This is a genomic window from Flavimobilis rhizosphaerae, assembly GCF_014852685.1.
Lineage (GTDB): Bacteria > Actinomycetota > Actinomycetes > Actinomycetales > Cellulomonadaceae > Flavimobilis > Flavimobilis rhizosphaerae.
Genome location: NZ_JACZDF010000002.1, coordinates 65,020 through 85,352, shown reverse-complemented (window position 1 = coordinate 85,352; position 20,333 = coordinate 65,020). Strand labels below are relative to the sequence as shown.

At 73.1% G+C, this 20,333-nt stretch carries 20 protein-coding genes; 7 read left to right on the top strand and 13 right to left on the bottom strand.

The window, feature by feature from the left end:
- Positions 1 to 112 precede the first annotated feature (112 nt).
- The 3 genes from IGS67_RS03730 to IGS67_RS03720 all read left to right on the top strand — a co-directional run bounded on the left by IGS67_RS03730 (position 113) and on the right by IGS67_RS03720 (position 4,800).
- Positions 113 to 1,927: a bifunctional 3'-5' exonuclease/DNA polymerase gene (locus tag IGS67_RS03730; protein WP_192278872.1), complete on the top strand. Its 1,815-nt coding sequence runs from the start codon at positions 113 to 115 to the stop codon at positions 1,925 to 1,927.
- A gap of 111 nt (positions 1,928 to 2,038) precedes the next feature.
- Positions 2,039 to 4,312, top strand: coding sequence for a SpoIIE family protein phosphatase (locus IGS67_RS03725; RefSeq protein WP_328741395.1), 2,274 nt, complete (start codon positions 2,039 to 2,041; stop codon positions 4,310 to 4,312).
- Between the two features lie 71 nt (positions 4,313 to 4,383).
- The gene (locus tag IGS67_RS03720) at positions 4,384 to 4,800 is read left to right on the top strand and encodes an STAS domain-containing protein (protein ID WP_192278050.1); all 417 of its coding nucleotides are present in this window, start codon (positions 4,384 to 4,386) and stop codon (positions 4,798 to 4,800) included.
- Positions 4,801 to 4,851: 51 nt separating this feature from the next.
- Here the strand turns inward: IGS67_RS03720 and IGS67_RS03715 are convergent, their stop codons facing one another.
- The 4 genes from IGS67_RS03715 to IGS67_RS03700 all read right to left on the bottom strand — a co-directional run bounded on the left by IGS67_RS03715 (position 4,852) and on the right by IGS67_RS03700 (position 7,549).
- Complete coding sequence (locus IGS67_RS03715; RefSeq protein WP_192278048.1) at positions 4,852 to 5,184, bottom strand: cupin domain-containing protein; 333 nt, start codon at positions 5,182 to 5,184, stop codon at positions 4,852 to 4,854.
- An 89-nt stretch (positions 5,185 to 5,273) separates the two neighbouring features.
- Positions 5,274 to 5,900 carry an NAD(P)H-dependent oxidoreductase gene (locus IGS67_RS03710; protein ID WP_192278046.1) on the bottom strand — a complete coding sequence of 209 codons (627 nt, stop codon included), beginning with the start codon at positions 5,898 to 5,900 and terminating at the stop codon, positions 5,274 to 5,276.
- On the bottom strand, positions 5,900 to 6,391 hold the full coding sequence (locus IGS67_RS03705; protein WP_192278044.1) for a MarR family winged helix-turn-helix transcriptional regulator: 492 nt from the start codon (positions 6,389 to 6,391) through the stop codon (positions 5,900 to 5,902). Before IGS67_RS03705 ends, IGS67_RS03710 begins: the two co-directional genes overlap by 1 nt.
- A 75-nt stretch (positions 6,392 to 6,466) precedes the next feature.
- The gene (locus tag IGS67_RS03700) at positions 6,467 to 7,549 is read right to left on the bottom strand and encodes an aldo/keto reductase (protein ID WP_192278042.1); all 1,083 of its coding nucleotides are present in this window, start codon (positions 7,547 to 7,549) and stop codon (positions 6,467 to 6,469) included.
- Between the two features lie 56 nt (positions 7,550 to 7,605).
- On the opposite strand from IGS67_RS03700, the gene IGS67_RS03695 reads away from it, so the two are divergent.
- Both IGS67_RS03695 and IGS67_RS03690 read left to right on the top strand, forming a co-directional pair.
- Positions 7,606 to 8,070, top strand: coding sequence for a tRNA (cytidine(34)-2'-O)-methyltransferase (locus IGS67_RS03695; RefSeq protein WP_192278040.1), 465 nt, complete (start codon positions 7,606 to 7,608; stop codon positions 8,068 to 8,070).
- Entirely contained in the window at positions 8,070 to 8,690 is a 621-nt protein-coding gene (locus IGS67_RS03690; RefSeq protein WP_192278038.1) for a histidine phosphatase family protein, read from the top strand. The genes IGS67_RS03695 and IGS67_RS03690 overlap by 1 nt, the downstream gene beginning before the upstream one ends.
- An 84-nt stretch (positions 8,691 to 8,774) precedes the next feature.
- Here IGS67_RS03690 and IGS67_RS03685 read toward each other — a convergent pair whose 3' ends face one another.
- The 5 genes from IGS67_RS03685 to IGS67_RS03665 form a co-directional block, all read right to left on the bottom strand.
- Entirely contained in the window at positions 8,775 to 9,557 is a 783-nt protein-coding gene (locus IGS67_RS03685; protein ID WP_192278036.1) for an SDR family NAD(P)-dependent oxidoreductase, read from the bottom strand.
- A 374-nt stretch (positions 9,558 to 9,931) separates the two neighbouring features.
- The gene (locus IGS67_RS03680; RefSeq protein WP_192278033.1) at positions 9,932 to 11,056 is read right to left on the bottom strand and encodes a sugar kinase; all 1,125 of its coding nucleotides are present in this window, start codon (positions 11,054 to 11,056) and stop codon (positions 9,932 to 9,934) included.
- A gap of 32 nt (positions 11,057 to 11,088) precedes the next feature.
- Positions 11,089 to 11,730 carry a bifunctional 4-hydroxy-2-oxoglutarate aldolase/2-dehydro-3-deoxy-phosphogluconate aldolase gene (gene eda / locus IGS67_RS03675; protein ID WP_192278031.1) on the bottom strand — a complete coding sequence of 214 codons (642 nt, stop codon included), beginning with the start codon at positions 11,728 to 11,730 and terminating at the stop codon, positions 11,089 to 11,091.
- 141 nt (positions 11,731 to 11,871) lie between these two features.
- A complete protein-coding gene (locus IGS67_RS03670; RefSeq protein WP_192278029.1) occupies positions 11,872 to 13,392 on the bottom strand; it encodes a hypothetical protein in 1,521 nt (506 codons plus the stop codon).
- A 72-nt stretch (positions 13,393 to 13,464) separates the two neighbouring features.
- Entirely contained in the window at positions 13,465 to 14,604 is a 1,140-nt protein-coding gene (locus IGS67_RS03665; RefSeq protein ID WP_192278027.1) for an IclR family transcriptional regulator, read from the bottom strand.
- A gap of 98 nt (positions 14,605 to 14,702) precedes the next feature.
- Here IGS67_RS03665 and IGS67_RS03660 point away from each other — a divergent pair, with 98 nt between their 5' ends.
- A complete protein-coding gene (locus IGS67_RS03660) occupies positions 14,703 to 16,085 on the top strand; it encodes an enolase C-terminal domain-like protein (RefSeq protein WP_192278025.1) in 1,383 nt (460 codons plus the stop codon).
- Between the two features lie 29 nt (positions 16,086 to 16,114).
- A complete protein-coding gene (locus IGS67_RS03655) occupies positions 16,115 to 16,786 on the top strand; it encodes a FadR/GntR family transcriptional regulator (protein WP_192278023.1) in 672 nt (223 codons plus the stop codon).
- Between the two features lie 91 nt (positions 16,787 to 16,877).
- Here the strand turns inward: IGS67_RS03655 and IGS67_RS03650 are convergent, their stop codons facing one another.
- The 4 genes from IGS67_RS03650 to IGS67_RS03635 form a co-directional block, all read right to left on the bottom strand.
- Complete coding sequence (locus IGS67_RS03650; RefSeq protein ID WP_192278021.1) at positions 16,878 to 17,285, bottom strand: hypothetical protein; 408 nt, start codon at positions 17,283 to 17,285, stop codon at positions 16,878 to 16,880.
- Positions 17,286 to 17,516: 231 nt separating this feature from the next.
- Positions 17,517 to 18,272 (bottom strand): SDR family oxidoreductase, encoded by a 756-nt coding sequence (locus IGS67_RS03645; RefSeq protein WP_192278019.1) that lies wholly within the window; start codon positions 18,270 to 18,272, stop codon positions 17,517 to 17,519.
- On the bottom strand, positions 18,269 to 19,303 hold the full coding sequence (locus tag IGS67_RS03640) for a zinc-dependent alcohol dehydrogenase (RefSeq protein WP_192278017.1): 1,035 nt from the start codon (positions 19,301 to 19,303) through the stop codon (positions 18,269 to 18,271). The genes IGS67_RS03645 and IGS67_RS03640 overlap by 4 nt, the downstream gene beginning before the upstream one ends.
- Positions 19,300 to 20,313, bottom strand: coding sequence for a C-terminal binding protein (locus IGS67_RS03635; RefSeq protein WP_192278015.1), 1,014 nt, complete (start codon positions 20,311 to 20,313; stop codon positions 19,300 to 19,302). The genes IGS67_RS03640 and IGS67_RS03635 overlap by 4 nt, the downstream gene beginning before the upstream one ends.
- Positions 20,314 to 20,333 lie beyond the last annotated feature (20 nt).

The window sequence follows — 20,333 nt, the reverse complement described above, 5'->3', positions numbered from 1 at the left end:
TCGGTGGACACGTCAGGTCACGGCTGCGGCTGCAGCCACCACCATGCGTTCGACGTCATGGGACGAGGGTACTCCTGCAGGCGATGTCGGTGGCTCGGCGGAGAATGACGGCATGTACGTCGTCGTCGTCCCCGGACCGGACGGTCGCACCGCGCTCACGACCGTGAGCGCGGACGGCCCGCCGCGCATCCTGCGCACGGTCGACGACGACGCGCTCGCCTCGAGCATCACCGAGCTCGAGCGCACGCTCCACCCTCGCTGGACGTGGTCAGACACCGAGCACGTCTACCCGCCGCTGCTCGCCGCGGGTGTGCGCGTCGACCGCTGCCACGACCTGCGTCTGTGCAGGGCGATCCTCCGGCACTCGCTGTGGACGGCGTCGTCGGTCCTCGCGCGCAGCGCCCCCGACGCGTGGGACGCACCCCGCCGCCCCGCCCCCGCACCCGGTGCGCCCGCGACCGCCGAGCCGCTCTTCGAGCTCGGCCGCGCCACCGCGCCGCCCGACCCTGTCGTCGAGCTCCGCGCCCAGCTCATGGCGCTGCAGACCGCGGGCCGCCACGCTGCGCGCCTCGGCACGCTCCTCGCCGCCGAGTCCGTCGGGGCGCTCGTCGCCGCGGAGATGCACGCGGCTGGACTGCCATGGCGCGCCGACGTCCACGACGCGATCCTCACGCGCGAGCTCGGCGCGCGCGTGCCCGACGGCTACCGGCCGGCCCGCATGGAGGCCAAGGCTGCCGAGGTGCGCGACGCGCTCGGCGTCGGACCTGTCAATCCCGACTCGCCCGTCGACCTCCTCGGCGCCCTGCGCCGCGCCGGCCTGCCCGTCACCTCGACGTCGAAGTGGGAGCTCCAGGCCGTCGACCACCCCGTCGTCGCGCCCCTCCTCGAGTACAAGTCCATGTCCCGGCTCTTCACCGCGAACGGTTGGACGTGGCTCGACACGTGGGTGCACGAGGGTCGGTTCCGTCCCGTTTACGTCGTCGGCGGCGTCGTCACCGGACGCTGGGCGTCCGACGGCGGCGGCGCCCTCCAGCTCCCCCACGTCGTGCGGGACGCCGTGCAGGCCGACGACGGCTGGCGGCTCGTCGTCGCCGACGCCGCCCAGCTCGAGCCCCGCGTGCTCGCCGCGATGAGCGGGGACACGGCGATGGCCCGCGCGGGACGCGCCGCCGACATGTACGAGGGCATCGTCGCGTCGGGCGCCGTCGTCGACCGGAAGCACGCGAAGTACGGGATGCTCGGCGCGATGTACGGCGGCACGCAGGGCGTCTCGGGGCAGGTGCTGCCGCAACTGCGGCGCGCGTTCCCCGCCGCGATCGGTCTCGTCGAGCGCGCCGCCGCCGCGGGCGAGCGCGGCGAGCAGGTGATGACGTGGCTCGGACGGACGTCACCGCTGCCCGGGTCCGGCACCGTGACACCCGGCGGCGGCGCGTGGGGGCGTCCGGGCACCGTGCCCGCCGGCGTGCAGGCCGAGCCGCCCGGTGAGGGAGCGCACGAGGTGCCGTCGGACGAGCGTGCGGCGGAGCGCGCCGAACGCTCGTCGGCGTCCGCCGAGACCGCGCGCGCCCGCGCCTGGGGTCGCTTCACCCGGAACTTCGTCGTCCAGGGCACCGCCGCCGAGTGGGCGCTGTGCTGGATGGCGGTGCTCCGGCAGCGCCTCCGCGCGCTCGCGGTCGCGGACGCGCCACCGGACACGGCGGGCGACGGCATCGGCGTGCCTGGCGCGACCGCCGGCCCTCACCTCGTGTTCTTCCTCCACGACGAGGTCGTCGTCCACACGCCCGAGCACCTCGCCGACGAGGTCGTGCGGATCGTCGAGGAGTCCGCGATCGAGGCCGGACGCATCCTCTTCGGCCCGTCCGGCGACGACGGCGTCGAGTTCCGCCTCACCGCAACGTCCGTGACGAGCTACGCAGACGCGAAGTAGGCGGACGAGTCCGCCGTCGGACCTGCAGCAGGCCGCCACAACCCTCGTGACAACGTACGATCGAGTCGCTGCCACCTCCGTGCGGCACACCCCTTGAGTCTGGAGCGACCTGTGCGCAACGACGCGTCACCCTCCCTGCTCCCCACGACGACGACGCTCGACCCGGCGACGTGCGCGCTCGAGCCCATCCACATCCCCGGCGCGATCCAGCCGCACGGCCTGCTCGTCGCCGTCGACGAGGCGACGCTCGTCATCGAGCACGTCTCCGAGAACATCACCGACCTGTGGGGCCATGCGGTCGACGACCTCCTCGGCGTCCACCTCGCCGAGCTCGTCGGCGCCGAGACCACCGCCCAGGTGCGCCACCACGTCGAGACGTTCGTCGAGCTGCGGGCCCGCAACCCGCTGCCGCTGCAGATCCCCACGTCCGACGGGCTCGTCGACGTCGACGCGGTCCTCCACCGCCTGCCGTTGGGCGCGCGAACCCTCCTCGTCATTGAGCTCGAGCCCACCACCGACCTCGCCGCCTCGACGTTCCCCGACCTCTACCAGACGGTCCGCCACGTCGCCGACGTCCTCGCGGAGCTGCGTGACGTCGACGCGATGGCGGAGGTCGCCGTCGCCGAGGTGCGGGCGCTCACCGGTTTCGACCGGGTCATGGTCTACCGCTTCACCGAGAGCTACGACGGCGAGGTCGTCGCCGAGTCCCGCGCCCCCGACCTCGAGCCGTTCCTCGGCCTGCGCTACCCGGCGTCCGACATCCCCGCGCAGGCCCGCGCGCTCTACGAGAAGAGCCGCGTGCGGCTCATCACCGACGCCCGCTACACGCCCGCGCGCGTCCTGCCGGGCATCGACCGCGCGACGGGCGAGCCGCTCGACCTCACCCACGCCGGTCTCCGGTCCGTCTCCCCCACGCACCTCGAATACCTGCGGAACATGGGCGTCGCGGCATCGATGTCGGTGTCCCTCATGTCCGAGGGCCGGCTCTGGGGGCTCATCACGTGCCACCACACGTCGGGACCGCGGCACCTGCCGTTCGGGGTGCGCTCTGCGGCCGAGTTCATCGGCACGACCCTCTCCGAACGTCTGAGCGCGCGCGCCGAGGAGACCGAGGTCCAGATCGCCCGCCGCACCGAGAGCACGCTCGTCCAGCTGCTCATCGCGTCGCGCGACGCGGACCGCACGCTCGGCGAGACGCTCACGGGTCAGGCCGCGTCCGGCGTGACGCTTCTCGACCTCGTGCCGGCCGTCGGCGCCGTCGCTGTCGGGGACGGCCGCTGCGAGACGGTGGGCACGGTCCCCGACGATCTCGAGGCGCTGCGTGCCTGGGTGGAGGCCCCCGGACCGGAGGTCGTCTCGTCCGCGCACCTCGCCGCCGACCATCCCGAGCTCGCCGCCGCACTTCCGGGCGTCGCCGGGATCCTCGCTGTCCGGCTCCCTGAGCAGCGGGCACTCGTGTGGCTGCGCGCCGAGGACATCGAGGTCGTCACGTGGGCCGGCCACCCGCACGAGCACCGCATCGTCGTCGACGGCGGGGCGCCTCGGATCGCGCCACGCACGTCGTTCGACCGCTGGACGGAGACGGTACGCGAGACGTCGGTGCCGTGGTCCGACCAGCAGGTGCAGGCCGTCACCGCCCTGCGCCGACGTCTTCTCGAGACTCTCCTGCTGCGTTCACGCTGGAACGTCCAGGCTGCGCTCGACGTGCAGCGCTCGCTCCTGCCCGCACGGCTGCCCCAGGTGCCGGGGTGGGCGCTCGAGGCCCGCTACCGCCCGTCCGCGGGAGGGGAGGTCGGCGGCGACTGGTACGACGCGCTCATGCTGCCCGACGGCAGGCTCGCGATCGTCGTCGGCGACGTCGCCGGGCACGGTCTCACAGCCGCGGCCGCGATGGGCCAGCTCCGCAACGCCCTGCGTGCCTACCTGCTGCGCGGCGACTCCCCGGCGGAGGCCGTCCGCTGGACGGACACGGTCGCGCGGCGCACGATGGACTTCGGCATGGCGACCCTCGTCGTCGCCGCGGTCGACATCACGTCGGGGGAGGTCGAGCTCACGGTCGCGGGGCACCCGCGCCCGCTCACGCTCGCGGCCGACGGATCCGCGGATCTCCTCGACGCCGACGCCGACCGTCCCCTCGGCATCGGCACGGGACACCCGCCGACGACGCGCGTACGCATCGAGCCGGGCGGTGCGCTCGTCCTCTACAGCGACGGGCTCGTCGACTCTCGCGAGACGAACCTGCGGGCAGGTCTTGCCCGGCTCGTGGAGGCGTTCGACGGGCAGGACGCGATGGATCCACGCACCGTCGACATCGTGCTCGACCTGTGCCGGGACGACTCGAGCGTCGACGACGTCACGCTGCTCGTCCTCGCACGCGAGCCGTGACGGCCGGCGGGACGGTGTCCTCTCGTCGTGCCGGGACGGCCCGGGTGTGCGACTCTGGGCAGGTGGACGACATGACAGAACCTCAGGGCCCGGCAGACACTCCCCCGGGGTCGTTGACGCACTCAGTTTCCGGCGGCCTGCTCCGGGTGGTGCTCGCTGGCGAGATCGACGCGGCGCTGCGGGACGACGCGAGCGCGGTGCTCACGACGGTCATCACGTCCGACCTTCCCGTCGATGTCGACGCGAGCGGCGTGACGTTCATCGACTCCTCGGGCGTCGGGTTCGTCGTCCAGCTGTGCTTCGCGGTCGAGGAGCGGGCCGGGACGTTCCGGCTCGTCGACCCGCCTCAGGCCATGCGTGACGTCCTCGACATGCTCGGGCTCACCGAGCGGCTCCGCGTCGTCTCGTCGGACGAGAGCACCGACGACGAAAGTTCGCTCGTCGAGCCACCCACTGCCGCGCACCAGGACATCCCCGCAGCCGTCTGAGCCTGCACGCGCCGGCTCCGCGCGCCGCGGCCCGGTGCGGCCCGGAGAAGGTCAGGGGGCCTTCGCGACCGTGAGGACGAACGCCGTGTCCTCGAGAGCCTCGACGGCGTGCCGCGCTTGCGGCACCTCGAGGAGCGAGCCCTCCGTCCCCTCCCACGCGACGTCGCCCGAACGCAGGACGAGCCTCCCGACGAGGACGTGAACTGTCGCTTCCCCCGGGTTGTCGTGGTCGGCGAGCGTCGCGCCCGCGCGCAGCGCGACGACCGTCTGGCGCAGGACCCTCTCGTGACCGCCGACGACAGTGCGGGCGGCGCGACCTGCCGACGCGACGCGCGCGTCGACGAGCAGCTCACGGGCGAGGGCGACGAGCGAGTGCTTCTCCATGACCCCACCCTGACGCGAGTGCCGCGGCGCGGCAAGCCCCCACCGCCGGCCTCACCAGCCGGTCCCGTTGAGGTCGCCCGTGCGGACCACTACCGTCGCCCCGCCGCGGCAGGGCTCAGCCGCGCGTCGCGCCGACCGCGCGCCTCGAGGCGCGCCAGCCACGCCGCTCGGCGCTCTGGGGTCGACGTCTTGACGACGGTGAGCCGATCGACGCCGACGACCTTGACTCCGGTGTACCAGAACGTCGCGCGCGTCAGCTGGACGACGGCCGAGTCCCGGTAGACGAGCTGGTTCCACCAACGTGGGGAGTCCATCGTCATGACGACGCGCGCGGTGCGGCCGCGCAGCAGCTTCTCGGGCAGTCCCGCGCCCATCGAGCGAAACGCGACCCCCGAGAGCACGACGCGGTCGAGCCACGCCTTGAGGACGGCAGGCTGCCCGCCCCACCACTGCGGGAAGAGGACGACGACGTGCTCGGCCGCGAGCAGCTCGTCGACGAGCGCGGCGACGACGGGCTCGAGGTGGTCCGTCGCGCCGTCCGGGGCGCGCAGGGCGGTGCGCGCGGGCGGGTCGTGCGGAAGGTCGGTCGTCGCAAGATCGCGCACGACGATGTCGCTCTCGCCCGCAGCGCGCAGCCCGCTGGTGTAGGCGTCGGCGAGCGCGTGCGTGAACGATCCGGGCACTGGGGTGCCGACGATGACGAGGGTGCGGGGCATCAGAGCTCCTGGGGCGCGAGGGCGGCGAGGGCGTCGGTGAGGGCGGTGTGCAGCGCCTCGAGGTCGAGGCGACCGGCGAGCTCACCGGCGAGCCATTCCTCGAGGAGTGCGGTCGACGTCGCGACGACGGCGGCGCCCTCGTCGGTTAGCGCGAGCCGGACGCGTCGGGCGTGGTGCGGGTCTGCGGACGTGCGGACGAGGCCGCGTGCGACGAGCGCGGGGACCCGCTTAGAGACGGCGGCCCGCGTGACGCCGAGACACTCGGCGAGCGTCGTGAGGTCCGGCACCCAGCGTTCGGCAGGGCCGTCCACGGGGTCGCCGAGAGCATCGGGACGCTCGGCGTCGGCGAGGACGGAGAGGAAGGTGACGGTCGCGAGGTCGTAGTCGGTGCGGGCGCGGAGGAGCGCGTCCGAGGCAGCGTCGACCGCACCGACGAGGCGGTGGAGGGCGACGACGACGCGGCCGGACCGTGTCTGTGCAGGGGTGGTCACATGCTGAGAGTGCCGTGCCCTCTCGGCTGTGTCAACCAGTTGACAACTAAGTCTCGGTGGATCGATCCTGTGGCCTCAGACCGCACCGTGCTCCGCGAGCTCGTCGATCGCCGCGAGCTCGTCGTCCGTGAACACGGGCGCCGCGAGCGCGCCGACATTGTCGTCGAGCTGTGCGACCGAGCTCGCCCCGATGATCGCGGACGTCACGCGGCGGTCCCGCAGCACCCACGCGAGCGCCAGCTGCGCGACGGACTGTCCGCGCGCGTCGGCGATCTCGGCAAGGCCGCGGATGCGACGCAGGTAGTCGTCAGTGATGCGCTCGGGCCGCAGGAAGTGGCCGACGGCCGCACGAGACCCCTCAGGCACGCCGTCGAGGTACCGGTTGGTGAGCAGGCCCTGGTGGAGCGGCGAGAAGACGACGACGCCCATGCCGAGCTCGTCGGTGACGTCGAGCAGCGGACGCCCGACGGGCGCAGGCGCGAACAACGCGCCCGCCTCGGCCGCGTCGGCGTCCTGGCTCGAGCCCGCGTCGGGCAGCTCGACGTGACGGTTGAACATCGAGTAGCTCGGTTGGTGGACGAGCAGCGGCGTGCCCATCTCCGCGAGCACCCGGTGTGCCTCGAGGGTCTGTGCGGGCGTGTAGTTCGACAGGCCCACGTACGTCGCACGGCCCGACGTCACCGCGGTGTGCAGCGCACTCATCGTCTCCGCGATCGGCACCGACGGGTCGGGACGGTGGGAGTAGAAGATGTCGACGTGGTCGAGGCCCATGCGTTCGAGCGACCTGTCGAGGCTGCTGAGCAGGTACTTGCGCGAGCCGCCGTCGCCGTACGGGCCCGGCCACATGTCGTAGCCCGCCTTCGACGTGATGACGAGCTCGTCGCGGTACGCGCGGAAGTCCTTCGCGAGGATGCGGCCGAAGTTCTCCTCGGCGGAACCGTACGGCGGACCGTAGTTGTTCGCGAGGTCGAAGTGCGTGATGCCGAGGTCGAACGCGCGGCGCACGACCGCGCGCTGCTCGTCGAACGGCTTGGTGTCACCGAAGTTGTGCCACAGGCCGAGGGACAGGGCGGGCAGGTCGAGGCCTGAGCGCCCGCAGCGGCGGAACGTGGCGGTCTCGTAACGGGCGGGGTCGGCGGTCCAGGACGACGTCGTCATGCCCCTGACCCTAGCCCCGGCCACCGACACTCCCGCGGCGCGTGGGACCATGGAGCGTGCCCGTCATCGCCTTCTTCGAGCCCCGCATCCCCCAGAACACCGGCAACGCGATCCGCCTCGCGGCCGTGACCGGCGCCGAGCTCCACCTCGTCGAACCCCTCGGCTTCGACCTCTCCGAGCCCAAGCTGCGCCGCGCCGGCCTCGACTACCACGACCTCGCGCTCGTCACGGTCCACCAGGACCTCGAGACCGCGATCGCCGCGTGGGGCGACGCCCGAATCCTCGCGTTCACGACCCACACGACCGACCGTTACAGCGACATCGCCTACCGCGACGACGACGTCCTCCTCTTCGGCCCCGAGCCGACAGGCCTGCCGCCCGAGGTCCTCGCGCACCCGCGCATCAGCGCGCAAGTGCGCATCCCCATGCTGCCGCAGCGCCGCTCGCTCAACATCACGAGCTCCGCGTCCATCGCGATCTACGAGGCGTGGCGCCAGCTCGGCTTCCCGGGAGGCGAGTGATGACGACGCTCCTGCTCGTCCGCCACGGCCAGACCGTCTGGCACGAGGGTCCGCGCTACGCGGGCTCGTCGGACGTCGGGCTCACCGACCTCGGGCGCGCCCAGGCGCAGCAGCTCGCGGCGTGGGCGCCGTCGGCCGGGCTCGACGCGATCGTGTCCTCCCAGCTCACGCGTGCCGTCGAGACCGCACGGCCCGCAGCCGACGCGTGCGGGCTCGACCTGCGCATCGACGCGCGCCTCGCGGAGGTCGACTTCGGCGTCGCCGAGGGGCGCACGCGCGCGGACATGGAGGTCGACATGCCGGCCGAGCTCGCCGCGCACCTCGCCGACCCCATGCAGCGCGCGTTCCCTGGCGGCGAGAACGGCCTCGAGGTCGTCGGGCGCGCGGCCGCCGCCTTCCGCGACGTCTGCGCAGCGCACCCCGACGGGCGCGTCCTCGTCGTCGGGCACTCGATGACGACGCGCCTCGTCCTGTGCGTCCTCCTCGGCATCGACCCCACGACGTTCCGGACGGTCATGCCGTACCTCGGCAACGGCACGGTGACGACGCTCGACCTGGCCGACGACGGCACCGCAGCGCTCCACGGCTACAACGTGCCGCTGGGCGCGCTCCCGAGCTGACAGACCTCAACGGCTCGTGGCGTGCAGGCGCCGTCGAACGGTGCTCGGGGCCCACGTGTCAGGAGAGGTGGAGCCGCGGCCGACCTAGAACCAGGCACCACCGTTGACGTGGGTCATCGTGCCCGTGACGAACGACGCCGCGGGTGAGACGAGCCAGCGGACCGCCGCTGCGACGTCGTCGGGGTGGCCCGCGCGGCCGAGCGGGATGCCCTCGACGGTCGCGGCGCGCTTGGCGGGCGTCGAGAACGTCTCGTGGAACGGCGTGTCCGTGATGTACCCGGGCGCGACGAGGTTGACGGTCGTGCCGCGCGGCGCGAGCTCGCGCGCAAGCCCGCGCGTGAGGCCCTCGAGCGCGGTCTTCGACGCCGCGTAGGCGGCCGAGCCCGTCGATCCGCCGGTCTCCCCCGCGATCGAGCCGAGCATGACGATGCGTCCGCCGTCGGGCATCGTCGCCATGACCTCGCGCGTCACGAGGAACGCCGACGTGACGTTGACGTCCATGACGTTCCGCCAGTGGTCGAGGCTCATCTCCCCGATCGCCACGCGCCCGACGAGGCCGCCCGCGTTGTTGACGAGCGTGTCGACGGGCCCGCCGAGGGCATCGGCCGCCCGGGGGACGACGTCGCGCACCGCGTGCTCGTCGGTCGCGTCGAGCGCGAAAGCCGCGGACCGTCGGCCGAGCGCCCGGATCTCGTCGGCGACGGACTCGCCGTCGTGCGTCCGGAACGTCACGGCGACGTCCGCGCCCGCGCGGGCGAGCGCGAGCGCGACGGTCCGGCCGATGCCGGTTCCGCCGCCGGTGACGAGCGCGCGGCGCCCGTCGAGGTCGAAGGAGAGCTGGCCGTCGGATCCTGGCGTCGAGGTCATGCCTCACGCTACCGCCCGCCCCGCCAGGATCCTCGGACCGATCGACGCCTCCACCCCGTTCGACGGAGGGAAAGCGTCGACCCGTCGGAGACGACGACGGCGCCCCCCGCGCGTACTCGGGGGGCGCCGTCCGGGGCCGACGGTCTCGGGTCCGTCGGCCACAGGAGGGGCCGTGTCAGCGGCCCGACGTTCCGGCCTCACCGTGACCACCTCGGCGAGGCCGTCCCTCCCACCGGGTGCGCGCCCTGCGGGAGGTTGTCCTGCCGGCCGGGAGACCTCCGGCGGCAGGGAGTCGTCCCGGGAATCCGCGCAGATGGCTCCTGGGAGCGACCATCTGCGCGGATTCCCGGGTGGGGGGGTGGGGAGGGGACGGGTCAGCGGTCGACGCGGGCCGAGCCGCCGCCTGCGAGCTTGAGGACCTCGGCCTTCGTCACCATCGTCGTGTCACCCGGGGTCGTCATCGCGAGGGCGCCGTGCGCGGCCCCGTACTGGACGGCCGTCTGGAGCGGCTGGCCGTCGAGCATGCCGTAGATGAGGCCGGACGCGAACGAGTCGCCGCCGCCGACGCGGTCGAAGATCTCGAGGTGCTCACGCATCGTCGCGTGGACGATGCCCGTGTCGCGCGACCAGGCAAGCGCGCCCCAGTCGTTGTCGGACGCGGAGTGCACGGTGCGCAGGGTGTTGCCGACGACCTTGAAGTTCGGGAACGCGGCGGCCGCGGTCTCGACCATCTTCGCGAAGGAGTCGACCTCGATCTCGGAGATGTTCTCGTCAACGCCCTCGATCTCGAAGCCGAGCGAGGCGGTGAAGTCCTCCTCGTTGCCGATCATCACGTCGATGTACTGGGCGATCTCGCGGTTGACCTCACGCGCCTTGTCGATGCCGCCGATGGACTTCCACAGCGACGGGCGGTAGTTGAGGTCGTAGGAGACGATCGTGCCGTGCTTCTTCGCGGCCGTCACAGCGGCGATGACGGTCTGCGCGGACGTCTCGGAGAGCGCGGCGTAGATGCCGCCCGTGTGGAGCCAGCGGACGCCGAGCTCGCCGAAGAGGTGGTCCCAGTCGACGTCGTCCGGCCCGAGCTGCGACGCGGCGGTGAGGCCACGGTCGGAGACGCCGACGGCGCCGCGGACGCCGAAGCCGCGCTCGGTGAAGTTCAGGCCGTTGCGGACGGTGCGGCCGATGCCGTCGTAGTCGCGCCACTGGATGAACTGGGTGTCGACGCCGCCCTGGAGGATGAGGTCCTCGACGAGGCGGCCGACCTCGTTGTCCGCGAGCGCGGTGACGACCGCGGTGCGGAGGCCGAACGCGCGGCGCAGGCCACGGGTGACGTTGTACTCGCCGCCGCCTTCCCAGGCGGCGAACTGGCGCGTGGTGCGGATGCGGCCGGCGCCGGGGTCGAGGCGGAGCATGACCTCGCCGAGGGAGACGGCGTCGTAGCGGCACTCGGAGGCCGGGCGGATGTTGAGGGCGGCGATCTCGGGGGGAAGGGTGGACATCGATGTCACTCTTTCTTCGGAGGTGGTGGTGCTCAGGCGGCAGCGAGCGCGACGGCCTCGGCCGTGAGGCGCTCGACCTCGTCGAACTTGCCGGCGCGGACGAGGTCGGCGGGGACCATCCACGAGCCGCCGACGGCAGCGACAGCGGGGATCGCGAGGTACTCGGCGAGGTTCTTGGGGCCGACGCCGCCCGTGGGGACGAAGCGCACGCCGCCGAAGGGCGCGGCGAGGGCCTTGATGGCGGGCGCGCCGCCGGAGGTGCCGGCGGGGAAGAACTTCACGGTCGTGAGGCCGAGCTCGAGGGCGGCCTGGATCTCGGTCGCGGTGACGGCGCCGGGCAGCGCGAGGATGCCGTGCTCCTGGCAGCGCTCGACGACGGCGCGGGAGAGGCCGGGGCTCACGACATAGGAGGCGCCGGCTGCGACGGCGGTGTCGACCTGGGCGGGGGTGAGGACGGTGCCGGCGCCGAGGACGATGTCGCCGCGGTCGGCCATGGCGCGGATGGAGTCGGCGGCGGCGGCGGTGCGGAAGGTGACCTCGGCGACCGGGAGGCCGCCGGCGACGAGCGCGGCGGCGAGCGGGTCGGCGTGGGCGGCGTCGTCGAGGACGACGACGGGCACGAGGCGGCCGGCGCTCAGGGTGTCGAGAACCTGCTGGGGGGTGGGGGAGGTCATGTCCCGTCCTTCCGGCAACGGCTTCGTTGCCATTTCGCTCTCCGAAATGAAGATGTCGCTGAACGAAACAAGGATGACATGGGACGACCCCGGGAGGCAAGCCCTCCCGGGGTCGTCCACGTCACGCCGCCGCGCGGCGGCTCAGGCCTTCGGCGCCACCAGACGCCCGACGGTCGTGAGCGCACCGCCCGAGAAGTCGTCCTCGAAGAGATCCTCACCCTCCGGGTCGACGTCGTCCTCCTCGACGATCTCGACATCACCCTCGGTCGCGGACGCGTCGTCGGACGCCTCGTCGGACGACTCCTCGGACCCGCCGTCACTCCCGCCGGCCTCCCCTTCGGTGGCCTCCGGCTCGGAGCCGTCGTCGTCGCCGGCCTCACCCAGGTCCTCGAGCCCCTCGTCCTCGAGCCCCTCCTCGCCGAGCGACGCCAGGTCGACCGGCCCGCCGAACGCCACGACGCCCGGACGCACGACAAGCAGCTGCGACTCCGACTCGCCGAGCGAGAAGACCTTGCCCGATGGACGGTGGACGACGAGCTGCTGCCCGAGCGCGGTGTCGAGGTCACCGACCCACACGGCCGCCCACTCCGTCGTCATCCCGACGACCTGGAGGTCCGCGACGCCGTCGCCCATGAGCACGATGTCCCGCTCCCCGCCGCGCAGCACCACCTTCGAGGCGACGCCACCGTCCTCCGAGTACGTCTCGACGGCACCGCCCGCACCGCAGCGCAGCGACACCTCCTCGCCGTCCCCGAGAGCGAGCGGCGCGAGAACCGCCCCGAGCGCACCCTCCGCCGTCACGGTGCGCCGCTCGGCCGTCACGTCCGTCGTCACCTGCGCCGTGATCGGCGAGCCGTCGAGGCAGTCGTCGCGGACGAGCGCGCCCGCCTCGGCGGCGACGGTGACGACGCCGCCGCTCGCGTCGAGCGGACGCGCGAAGACGGACGACGTCACGGGGTCGCCCTCGTCGAGCGGCAGCTCCTCGCCGTCGAGCAGCTCGTCCGCATCCGTCGCGTCGTCGCCCGACTCCCCCTCATCAGATCCCGTGCCGCCGCCGGCGGCACCGTCCGCACCCTCGACCGGGAGCGCCCCCTCCCACACTGCGAGGTCGCCCGCGATGAGCACGCGGCTGCCCGTCGTCCCGGGCGCGAAGCCGCCCTCGCTCGTGCCGTCGGCGAGGACGTACGTCTTCTGGGACTCACGGTCGAGCGCATAGACGAACGGGATCGCGTCCTCGGGCGTCACGCCCTCGTCGCTCTCGACGGACCACGTCACCCACCGCTCGGTGACGTCGCCGGGCATGACGTAGGTGCCCTCGGCGACGTCAGCGGTGACGACCCAGTCGACCTCGCCCGTCGTCGGGTCGAGGACCCCCACCGAGTCGTCGACGACGCCGTCGCTCGAGCCCGGCACGAGGATCGCGCCGTCGTCGAGCATCGCCGTCGAGTAGCCCGTGTCGAGGTTCTTGCCGAGCACCTCGAGGATGCCGGCCTCGAGCGCGTCGGGAAACGCCCCGCCGACGACGTCGATCGTCAGCGGCTCGGGCGCCTCCTCGCTCTTCGTGCAGCCTGCGAGCGCGAGCACACCGACGGTCGCGGCGGCTCCGAGCGCGAGCAGCCGCGTGCGGCGGGCAGGTCCGGTGGGGCGGGGTGCGACGGGCATGGGGGCTCCTCGTCGAGGCGGCGGCGGAATGCGCCGAACATACCAGCCGCGGCTGGGAGCGCCGGCGGACGCTCAACCCGCCAGGGCGATCCCGGCGGGCAGGAGCGGGGGAAGCACCCGGGTCATCTCGCCGAAGAGCTCAGCAGCGCGCTCCGCGCCCATGCGTGCGGCGGGGGCGGTGACGCTCACGGCCGCGACGGGCGCGCCCGCGCGGACGAGCGCGACGGCGACGCACGCGATGTCCGGCTCGTTCTCGCGGTCCTCGACCGCGTAGCCGCGGCTGCGCGCTGCCCGCACCTCGTGCCACGCGCGCTCGGCGATGTCCTCGTGCCCGACGGTGTACGCACCGAACGCGTCGCGGTCGACACCGCGCGCGGCGAGCAGCGCGCGGCCGAGCGCGGTCGTCACCGCGGGGTTGCGGCGGCCGATCGCGGAGACGACGCGCACCGAACGCTCGGGCTCGACCTTGTCGAGGTAGACGATGCTCGTGCCGACGAGCACGCCGAGGTGGACGAGCTCGCCCGCGGCGCGCGACAGCGCGAGGAGCGCGGGATGGAGGAGGCCGGGCAGGTTGTCCTCACGGAGGAAAGCGTCGCCGAGGCCGACGGCCGCGGCGCCGAGCGCGTAGGTGCCCGACGACGGGTCCTGGTCGGCGAAGCCGCGGTGGCGCAGCGCGGCGAGGGCCCGGTGAAGGGTCGTCTTGTTGAGGCCGGTGGTCACGGCGAGCTCGGCGAGGGACAAGCCGCCCGGCCCGGCGCTCGCGAGGGTCTCGAGGAGGACGAGCGCGCGGTCGATCGCCTCGACGGGCGGGGCGGTCGCGGTGGGGTCGGGCACGGGTGTCTCCTGGGACGGGCGTCGGCGCGGTGCCCGGAGCGGGCGCCCCCACGATACGCGGGGACGCCCGTGGGGGTCAGCGGTCCAGGCCGAACGTCTGTCGTGGCGTGAGGTCGTCGAGGTCGGGGTTGACGGTCGTCGCGGGGCAGTGCCCGTGGCGGCGAGCGCGGCGGCGAGCGCGGCGGGGAGCGCGGCGGCGAGCGCGGCGGGGAGCGCGGCGGCGAGCGCGGCGGCGAGCGCGGCGGCGAGCGCGGCGGGGACGATGCCGTCGAAGCCAGCGCCGAAGGGGGCGAGGTGCTTGAGGCGGGGGCTTGCTGCGAGGGCGCGGAGCGGAAGAGCGGCGAGCGTACGCGAGAAGTCATCAGATCTATAGCCCATTAGGGCGCCGGTTCCGCCGATCGCAACCGGAGGATTCCCCTAATCGTCAGATGATTGCTACGCTCGTGTCAGCCCACTTCACCGACGAAGGACACCTCATGGCCCGCATCACCCACGTCGAGGTCCACGACGTCCGCTTCCCCACCTCCCTCACCGCCGACGGCTCCGACGCCATGAACAAGGACGGCGACTACTCCGCCGCCTACGTCGTCCTGCGCACCGACGGCACCGACGCCGCCGGCCAGCCCCTCGCCGGGTACGGCCTCACCTTCACGACCGGCCGCGGCAACGACATCGTCGCCTCCGCCGCCCGCCAGCAGGCCGCGCACCTCCTCGGCCGCGACGTCGACGAGATGGTCGCCGACATGGGCGGCACCTACCGCTACCTCACGTCCGACGCCCAGATGCGCTGGCTCGGACCCGAGAAGGGCGTCGTCCATCTCTCCCTCTCCGCCGTCATGAACGCCGCCTGGGACCTCGCCGGCCGCCTCGCCGGCAAGCCCGTCTGGCGCCTCCTCGCCGACATGACACCCGAGCAGCTCGTCGACGTCGCCGACCTCCGCTACCTCTCCGACGCCCTCACGCGCGACGAGGCCATCGAGCTCCTCCGCGCCCAGGAGGCCGGCAAGGCCGAGCGCATCGCCCACCTCGAGGAGGTCGGCTACCCCTGCTACACGACGTCCGCCGGCTGGCTCGGCTACTCCGACGAGAAGATGGCCCGCCTCGCGCAGGAAGCCGTCGACGAGGGCTACCAGCACGTCAAGCTCAAGTGCGGCCTCGACCTCGAGCACGACATCCGCCGCGCCCGCATCGCCCGGGAGATCCTCGGCCCCGACCGCCACCTCATGATCGACGCCAACCAGGTGTGGGACGTCCAGCAGTCGATCGACTGGGTGAACGCCATGCAGGAGTTCGACCTCCTGTGGATCGAGGAGCCCACGAGCCCCGACGACGTCCTCGGCCACGCCGCCATCAAGAAGGGCGTCGGCCCCGTCGGCGTCGCGACCGGCGAGCACTGCCACAACCGCGTGATGTTCAAGCAGTTCTTCCAGGCCGACGCGATCGACTTCGTCCAGCTCGACGCGGGCCGCCTCGCGTCGATGAACGAGATCGTCGCCGTCATGCTCCTCGCCGCGAAGTTCGGCAAGCCCGTCTGCCCGCACGCGGGCGGCGTCGGCCTGTGCGAGATGGTCCAGCACGCGTCGATGCTCGACTACGTCGCGATCTCCGGCTCCATGGAGGGACGCGTCACCGAGTTCGTCGACCACCTCCACGAGCACTTCACCGACCCCGTCGTCGTCGAGAACGCCCGCTACCGCCTGCCGTCGAAGCCCGGCTACTCGACCGAGATGTACCCCGCGTCCGCCGCCGACTACAGCTACCCCGACGGCGCCTACTGGAGCGAGCGTCACGCCGACGCCGCGCGCGCCGCGGTCGCCGCGGGCACCGCGGCCGAGTCCGTCGCGGCGACGCTCGCCTGAGGCGCGCGCTCGTCGTGGATGATCGACCCATGTCACGCACCGACCGCGTCGTCGACTCGATCACGCGCATGATCCTCGACGGCGAGCTCGCCGCGGGCGACCGCCTGCCCGTCGAGGCCGAGCTCGCCGAGCACCTCGAGGTGTCGCGCGGGTCGCTGCGCGAGGGCGTGCGCGCCCTCGCCGTCCTCGGCGTGCTCGACGTCCGGCAGGGCGACGGCACGTACGTGTCGAGCCTCGCGCCCGAGCGGCTGCTCGGACCCGTCGGGCTGCTCGTCGAGCTCCAGGGCGCGGGGCACGCGCGGGACACGCACGCGGTGCGGCGCCTGCTCGAGGGCGAGGCCGCCGCGGCGGCCGCGCGCAGGTCCGACGACGATGCGGCGTCGGCGGCGCGCGAGGCGCTCGCGCGAGCGTCGGCGGCGCTGACCGACGGCGACCACGAAGCCTTCCTCGACGCCGACATGGCGTTCCACGGCGCGCTCGCGCGCTGGTCGGGCAACCCGGTGCTCACGGCGCTGCTCGACGCCCTCGCGGGCCGCACGACGCGTCACCGCAGGTGGCGCGGCCAGGCGGTGCCGGACGCGGACGCGCGGGCGCACGCATGGCACACCCAGATCCTCGACGCGGTGGCGCGAGGGAACCAGGACGAGGCGCGCACCCTCACCCAGGCCCACCTCCTGGAGACGGAACGAGAGCTCCCCTAACGGTTCCCAAACCCGCGAGATAGCGCTCGTCGGACGAGATAGCGCGCCACACCCGCTATCTCGTCCCGGAGTCGCTATCTCGCGAGAGGGGTCAGCGGCTCGTGAGCCGCGCGTACGCCTCGCCGAGGGTCTCCGACGTGTACGTCGAGCGGGCCTCCTGAAGGCCGACGCGCACGGCCGGGCACGCGCCGCGGTCCGCGCTGTAGACGTCGATCGACTCAGGGCTGTGCTCCGTGACGGGCAACGGCTCCTTGAGCGCGGCGGGCGCCTGCGGGCGCAGCGCGACGACCTCGGCGAGGTCGGGGTCCGCGGCGACGAGCTCGACGAGGACGTCGCGCGGGACGGCGTCGTTCTCCGCGAGCACGCGGCGGACGAGCGCCGAGCGGTCGTGGGCGAGCTCGTCGTAGACGCGCGCGTCGAGGTCGGGCGCGGCAGCGAGAGCGATGCGGTCATCGAGCAGGCCGGAGGTCGTCCGGCGCTTCATCGTCGTGAGGTCCACACCTCCACACCATCACCCGGACGGGTCAGATGCATGGGACCTCCGGGCACGGTCGCGTCGTGCCGCTCGGCATGACGCAGGGCTCCACGACCGTCGTCGTGGAGCCCTGCGTGCACCGGTCCCTGAGCCCCAGGACGACCGGCGTCCTACCCCCGAGATAGCGTCCCGCGGACGAGATAGCGCGCATCTCGCGCTATCTCGTCCCGGGAGCGCTATCTCGCGGAAGTGGGGTTAGCGGGCCAGCCAGCCGCCGTCGACCGCGAGCGTCTGGCCGTGGACGTAGTCCGACGCACGCGACGCCAGGAAGACGACCGCGCCACCCATGTCCTCGGGCGTCCCCCAGCGGCCCGCCGGGATGCGCACCGAGAGCTGCTCGAGCCGCACCGGGTCCGCGAGGAGCGCCTCGTTCATGTCCGTCGCCATGTAGCCCGGCGCGACCGCGTTGACGTTGACGCCCTTGCCCGACCACTCGTTGCACAGCGCCTTCGTGATCTGCCCGACGGCACCCTTCGACGCCGCGTACGCGACGACGTTGAGCCCGCCTTGGAACGTCAGCAGCGACGCCGCGTTGACGATCTTGCCGTAGCCACGCTCGAGCATCGGCCGGCCGAAGAGCTGGCACAGCCGGAAGACCGCCCGCATGTTGACGTCGAGCACCGCGTCGAACGCGTCGAGCGGGAAGTCGACCGCCGGGTAACGGTCCTGCGTGCCCGCGTTGTTGACGAGGATGTCGACCGTGTGGTCCGCGAGGACCGCCGACGCGACCTCCTCGATCGCGTCCATGTCACCGAGGTCCACCGCGTAGTGGTGCACGGCCCGGCCCGCGTCCGCCGCGTGCGCGGTGAGCTCGTCCGGCACGCCGCCGCGCGAGAGGACGACGACGTCAGCCCCCGCGTCGAGCAGCGCCTTCGAGATACCGAGACCCAGGCCCCGGCCACCGCCCGTGACGACCGCCGTGCGGCCTTCGAGGGAGAACATGCTGGTCATCGGTCGGCTCCGTCCTTCAGCGGGGTGACGAGCACCTTGAGCGCGTCCGCGCCCGAGGTCGCGGCGTCGAACGCCGCCGAGACGTCGGCAAGGTCGTACGCGACCGTCGGGAACTTCTCGAGGCCGAGGACGCCCGACGCGAGCAGCTCGATCGCGCGCGTGACGTCAGCCGTCGTGTAGACGCGCACACCCACCATCGACTGCTCCTTGAAGCACACGTCGCGCAGGTTGAGCGCCGTCGGCTCCTTGTAGACGCCGACGATGACGATGCGACCCAGGACGCGCGTCGCGTCCGTGAGCTCGGCCGCGACCGACGGGTGCGCGGCCGAGTCGAACGTCGTGTCCGCACCCTCGCCGCCCGTGAGCGCGTGGAGCGTCGCCGTCATCGTCGAGCCCTCGGGCACGACGTCGAGGCCGAACGACTCCGCGACGGAACGTCGCCACGGCGACGGCTCCGTGATGACGACGCGGCCCGCGCCCTCGGCGCGCGCGACGAGCGCCGTGAGGACTCCGATGGGACCCGCGCCGAAGACGGCGACCGTGTCGCCCTGCTCCATGCCGGACAGCGCGACCGCGTGGACGGCGACCGCGAGCGGCTCGACGAGCGCCGCGAGGCGCGCGTCGACGCCGCCGGGGACGGCGTGGAGCGTGTGGGGCGGAAGGGCGACATACTCGGCCATGCCACCCGGGGTGTCGATGCCGTAGAGGCCGAGACGGTTGCAGACGTGCGCGGCGCCCGTGCGGCACGCGCGGCAGTCGCCGCACGAGATGAGCGGCTCGACGACGACGAGCGTGCCCTCCGCGAGGCCTGAGCCGCCCGGCTCGACGATCCAGCCGGACATCTCGTGCCCCGGCACGAGACCGTGCTGCGCGCGCGGGTGCTTGCCGTGGTAGATCGCCAGGTCCGTGCCGCAGATGCCGTTGTACGCCATCTTCACGAGTGCCCAGCCCTCGGGAACCTCGGGCCGCGGGATCTCGCGGACCTCGGCGGTGTCGGTGGCCGTCCACACGGCGGCCCTCATGGTGCTCATCGGGTTGCTCCTTCGGTGGCGCTGCCGAACGCCGCGTTGCGGCCCGGGGCCCCGAGGACCTCCGGGTTGAGGATGTCGCGGGGGTGGCGCCCTGCGACGACGTCGACGACGTTCGCGATCGTGCGGCGCTTGAGCTCGACGTAGGACTCCTCGGAGTACCACGCGAGGTGCGGGGTGAGGACGACGTTGTCGAACGCCGTCAGCGGGTCCTCGGCGGGGATCGGCTCGGTCGTGTGGCAGTCGATCGCCGCGCCCGCGAGACGGCCCTCGCGGAGCGCGTCGACGAGCGCGTCGTTGTCGACGATGCCGCCGCGCGCGGTGTTGACGATGATCGCGTCGGACCGCATGGTGGCGATCTGGGCGGGGCCGACGAGGCCCCGCGTCTCGTCGGTGAGCGGCGTGTGGACGGAGAGCACCTGCGAGCGGCGGAGCAGCTCGTCGAGGCTCACGACGCGCACGCCGTGGAACGTCTCGGCGCCCTCTGGGGCCGCCACGTCGTAGCCGATGACCTCGTAGCCGAGGCCTGCCGCCTTACGGGCGGTCGCGGCACCGATGCGGCCGAGGCCGAGGACTCCGAAGACGCGCTCGCGGGTCTGGTAGAGCGGACGGACCGCGACGAGGTCGAACGACCCCGCGCGGACACCGCGGTCGAGGCGCGGGATGCCGCGGGCGACGGCGAGGGCCATCGCGATCGCGTGGTCGGAGACGGCCTCCGTGCCGTAGTCGGGCACGTTGCACACGGCGATGCCGCGCGCGGTCGCCGCGGCGACGTCGACCGAGTCGACGCCGACGCCGTAGCGGCCGATCGCCTTGAGGCGCGGCAGCCGGTCCATGACCTCGGCCGTGATCTGGGCGTACTGGACGAGGATCGCGTCCGCGTCAGCACAGTTGGCGACGAGCGTGTCGTCGTCGAACGCCTGGGCGACGACGAGCTCGGCACCCGCCGCGTCAGCGACGGCCTGCTCGGCGTCGAACGTGTCGTGGTCGCACTCGGTAGTGAGGATACGCATGCCGGGTGTCCGTGCCGGGC